5 protein-coding genes and 1 pseudogene are annotated in these 3854 nt (G+C 57.0%); 5 read left to right on the forward strand and 1 reads right to left on the reverse strand.

What is annotated here, in order from left to right; all coding sequences use genetic code 11:
- Positions 1–300 precede the first annotated feature (300 nt).
- From KHO41_RS40720 to KHO41_RS40740, 5 genes and pseudogenes are all read left to right on the forward strand, one after another.
- Positions 301–1068, forward strand: coding sequence for a hypothetical protein (locus tag KHO41_RS40720; RefSeq protein WP_211958849.1), 768 nt, complete (start codon positions 301–303; stop codon positions 1066–1068).
- A gap of 27 nt (positions 1069–1095) precedes the next feature.
- On the forward strand, positions 1096–1314 hold the full coding sequence (locus tag KHO41_RS40725) for a hypothetical protein (protein ID WP_211958850.1): 219 nt from the start codon (positions 1096–1098) through the stop codon (positions 1312–1314).
- Between the two features lie 18 nt (positions 1315–1332).
- Positions 1333–2028: a hypothetical protein gene (locus KHO41_RS40730; protein ID WP_211958851.1), complete on the forward strand. Its 696-nt coding sequence runs from the start codon at positions 1333–1335 to the stop codon at positions 2026–2028.
- A gap of 52 nt (positions 2029–2080) precedes the next feature.
- Positions 2081–2509, forward strand: coding sequence for a hypothetical protein (locus KHO41_RS40735; RefSeq protein WP_211958852.1), 429 nt, complete (start codon positions 2081–2083; stop codon positions 2507–2509).
- A 324-nt stretch (positions 2510–2833) separates the two neighbouring features.
- Positions 2834–3085: pseudogene (locus KHO41_RS40740) on the forward strand (transposase); the annotation flags it as partial.
- A 337-nt stretch (positions 3086–3422) separates the two neighbouring features.
- Here the strand turns inward: KHO41_RS40740 and KHO41_RS40745 are convergent.
- On the reverse strand, positions 3423–3710 hold the full coding sequence (locus tag KHO41_RS40745; protein WP_211958853.1) for a GYD domain-containing protein: 288 nt from the start codon (positions 3708–3710) through the stop codon (positions 3423–3425).
- Positions 3711–3854: the final 144 nt, after the last annotated feature.

A 3854-nucleotide genomic window follows, 5' to 3' on the forward strand; every position in this document is an offset into this window, starting at 1 on the left:
ACCACCAGCTTTCTCAGGTGGGCTTGCGTGGCTCCATCCAACTTTCGGGCATCAGTTTTTGTCTTCATGCCCATATAACGCAATACGCACTATTTGGTGCACACGTCAGTATGTTGACGACAAATCCGGGGATGTCGGAAAGCAGGGCGACTCCGACCTTCGGATTTGCGGAACTGCACCGTCACGGACAGCGTGTTCAACGGTTTTACCGGCCTAGTGCTACGGCCAGGACGCAAGGCGCTCCGCTTGCAGAGTTTTGACCTAACCCCCCTTATGTCTATTGCCGATCGGCGAGCGCAGATGCGGTTGCATGAAGTGCGCAGTTATTCACCACTGAAACATCCTTTTGTCCTATATGGCATCGCCGCCCTGACGGCTACGCTAATGCGTAACGACATCGAAATGACCGGGGAGGGGGATATGAAGCGTCTTCTGCAGGCTTGTATCGCGACGCTTGTGCTGGGTGGGTGCGCGTACGTGGGTCCGCCGTCGGCCATGGGCGTCCCCTGCGCCAATCGAGCTCAGTGCGATACGTATTGGCAGCGCGCCCAGGCGTGGGTCGCCATGAATAGCAGATACCGAATCCAAATTGCAACCGACGTGGTACTGCAGACCTATGGCTCCCGAGATATGGAGCTCGCCTACTACATCACCAGGGTGGTGAATTCCGATGGAAGTGCGACTATCGTGGTTGACGCGACCTGCGGGAATATGTTCGGGTGCGCGACCGATCCAGCCGCGGCAAAATCCGATTTCCGGCGCTTCGTCGTGCAGAGCAACATACCGGCTTCGAGCCAGCCTTTGGTGACGTCGCCACCGGCTGCACCGCAGCCTCCTGGCTCCTCGCAGATGACCCCCGTGCGCCAGCCGACAGTCGTGGCAAAGCCCAGCCCCGGGCCATTCTCCAATATGGCGGAGGCGCTTGCCTTGAAAGACATGTGCACACCCGTCGGCTATGCGCTCCTCATAGAGACAGGCCATGACGGGGATACCTACCGGGTGAATTGCATGGGAGGGATGACCAAGGAATACGCCTGCGCCGGGCAGAGTTGCTCACCTGCTCGCTGAACAATTCCGCACCGAAAGGGGATTGCGGTGATCCACGAACTCGTGGTGGAAGACGTTGTGGAAGTCCACAGCTGGTATCGGGAGTGGGCGCTAAGCGGCCAGGAAGATGAGTATCTGGAAGGAGCGTTGCTCGACGAGCTGAAGGTGCGCCTCACCAGCTTCCTTCATCTGGATGGGGACCTGACCTCGCTGAAGATAGCGAAGGGCGGCTCAGGCCTGGAGTTGACCTTGCGACGGAAGACCTGATAACGCACGGGAGGAGTCATGAAAGCGATTCTGATTGCGGTGGCGGTTTCCGTAGGCCTCGTCGGGTGCAATCAGGAGCAAGCCTCAATTGCGCCGGCCAGCTCGCCTGCTGCATCGCTGCTTGGAAATGCAGCGCAGGCGGCACCGTCGTCCCGGGCAACAGGGCAGGCGCAGGTTTCATGGGATGGCCCATTTGGCCTCCGTATGGGGCTTTCTAAAGCCGAGGTACGTGCCGCCCTGAGTGTCATGCAAGAAACGAGTGACACCATAGTTCTGGGAACCGTTCCGAAGCCGTACCCGTTGTTCGAAGCCTATGGGCTGATATTTGGGACCCCTGGCCTTTGCAAGGTTCTCGGTCTGGCAACTAATCTGCAGACGGACTCTGGTGGCTTCGCCGCCAGGCAACGCATAGATGCCCTCGCCAGTGAGCTCGAGGCGCGATACGGCAAGCCGTATAAGAAGGATTTTCTGATGGCAGGATCAATCTGGAAGGAGCCACAGGAGTGGGTGACAGCGCTACGGAAACAAGAGCGGTACTACGGTTACTTTTGGAGCAAGGCTTCAGGAGCGAAGCTACCCGCCGAGATTGACTCGATCGGCCTCAATACGACTGCAGATCAACGGGACCGAGTCCAAGTGACCCTTGGATATGAATTCACAAATTTCTCAGAATGTCTCAAGGAGACAAAGGCGAAGGAGCAGGCAGGCCTCTAACGTCTTGCTGTTTAGCGACACATTAGGCGTCATTGTTGCCACGGAGCACCAGATGCAAACCAAAGGTAAGAAGCTACTGTCGAGTGTCGTTGCTGTCACTCAAGAGTACTTGGAAGATGTGGTCGAGAGCCACAATCGCTATTGCGAGTGGGTGCAGGGTGGCCGGGAGAACGAGGATCTGGGGGACGAGTTGCTCGATGAGTTAAAGGAGCGCCTCACCAACTTCTTCTTCGTGGCCGGTGACCTGGACCCCATCTCCGTCAGGATGGGGAAAGGCAGTTCAGGCATGCAACTGACGGTGCGCGGGAATAAGCTGGGCATAACATGCCCAAGAGCGCTGAAGAAGGCGATGAGGAAATCCTCTGGCTGGATGGCGAATACTGAGTTTGCCGGAGGTTTGACAACAAAAAGCCTGCTCTGTCTATTGCGAGGCTTCTCTCATCATCAGGCGAACTTGAGAATCGCCTGCGCGTCATCGTAGGGACGACTGTGGTGTTCGGGGCTGTGCTGAGTTCCGCTACAACGTCCCTGTACGCGCGTACGAGTAAAGTGTCCGATTGAACGGGCGAGTTGACCGCAAACATTACTTTCTCAGGCAACTCTCGTTCAGCGTGCAAGCGCTTGATCTTGCCGAGCCATTCCCAGCCATGATCGAAGATTGCGGCAGGGTCGTCCTGCGCAAGATGCAGAGGCTTGATCGCCTTAAGGCAATGCTGATCAAGTCCTCCGGTTCGTGAGAAGGCGCGTTATTTGAAGAATCACGAGCGCAAAGAGAAGAACATGAAGCAGATGACGTTGGCAGCGGGTGCAGACCAATGCGCAGGTTTCGAGCAACACCGCAAGCCAACGCCGACGTGAGGAATTTCTGGCGACGATGGAGCAGATCGTGCCGTGGGCGGCATTGTGCGCCGCGATTGAGCCGTACTATCCGAAGGCAGGCAATGGCCGGCGGCCCATTGGTCTGGAGCGGATGCTGCGCATCCACTTTCTGCAGCACTGGTTTAACCTGGCAGATCTGGCTTGCGAGGAGGCCCTGTATGACAGCGCCAGCCTGCGCCGCTTCGTAGCCGACGTGGTACCCGGCGCTGGTAACGCTATGAAGTTCGCCTTCAAGCATGATGACCATGCCCGACTTCAGTCCGGAAGCAGGCTGAATATGCCTGCCAGTCCGAACGGCGGCTAAAAACACCGAGCACCTGTAATAGGTGCTTTTTTGTTGCCCACCGATTTGCGATCGGGGTTTAGCGACGTCGTCAATTGCAGCTTTCTCAGGGAAATGGATAAGACGGTCCTGGAAGATGTCGCCCCCTGCGATCACGGTCAGACATACCGCGATGAGACGTAACCGTGACCCGGTCTATTTCATCGCATCGAACCCAAACCATCCATCTCGGTTACAGAGCCGCGATGAATTCGCCCCATGGTGTCGCTTGCAGCGTTTCGGTCGCAGCGTGCCCATAGGCTCGGATGATTAACGCCGCGCGCTCGAGCTGTTTGAGATCGTTCGACTCGACAAGGTCCACGACGTCGAAACGCCCAAGAGTGAGATAGCTGTCCTTCCAGGTGACGGCAGGGCACTCTGCCTTGATTTTCTCGGCCACCGTGGCGGCGAGTTGCTTCAATTCACTGGGATGCTTGAACGCGTCGGGAGAAAGACGGCTAAGAATGACGTATGTAGCCATGACATACCTCCGTCCAGGTACTGACCGGCGCATTAAATAGTGCGTACGTTTGATCAGGCTGCGTAGCGAACATGCTTTTCCTGAAACAGGTTGCGAATGACGTGAGGCTGCTTCTGCCGGCGATGCAGATGGCGACGCACGCTA

Source organism: Cupriavidus numazuensis, assembly GCF_905397435.1.
GTDB lineage: Bacteria > Pseudomonadota > Gammaproteobacteria > Burkholderiales > Burkholderiaceae > Cupriavidus > Cupriavidus numazuensis.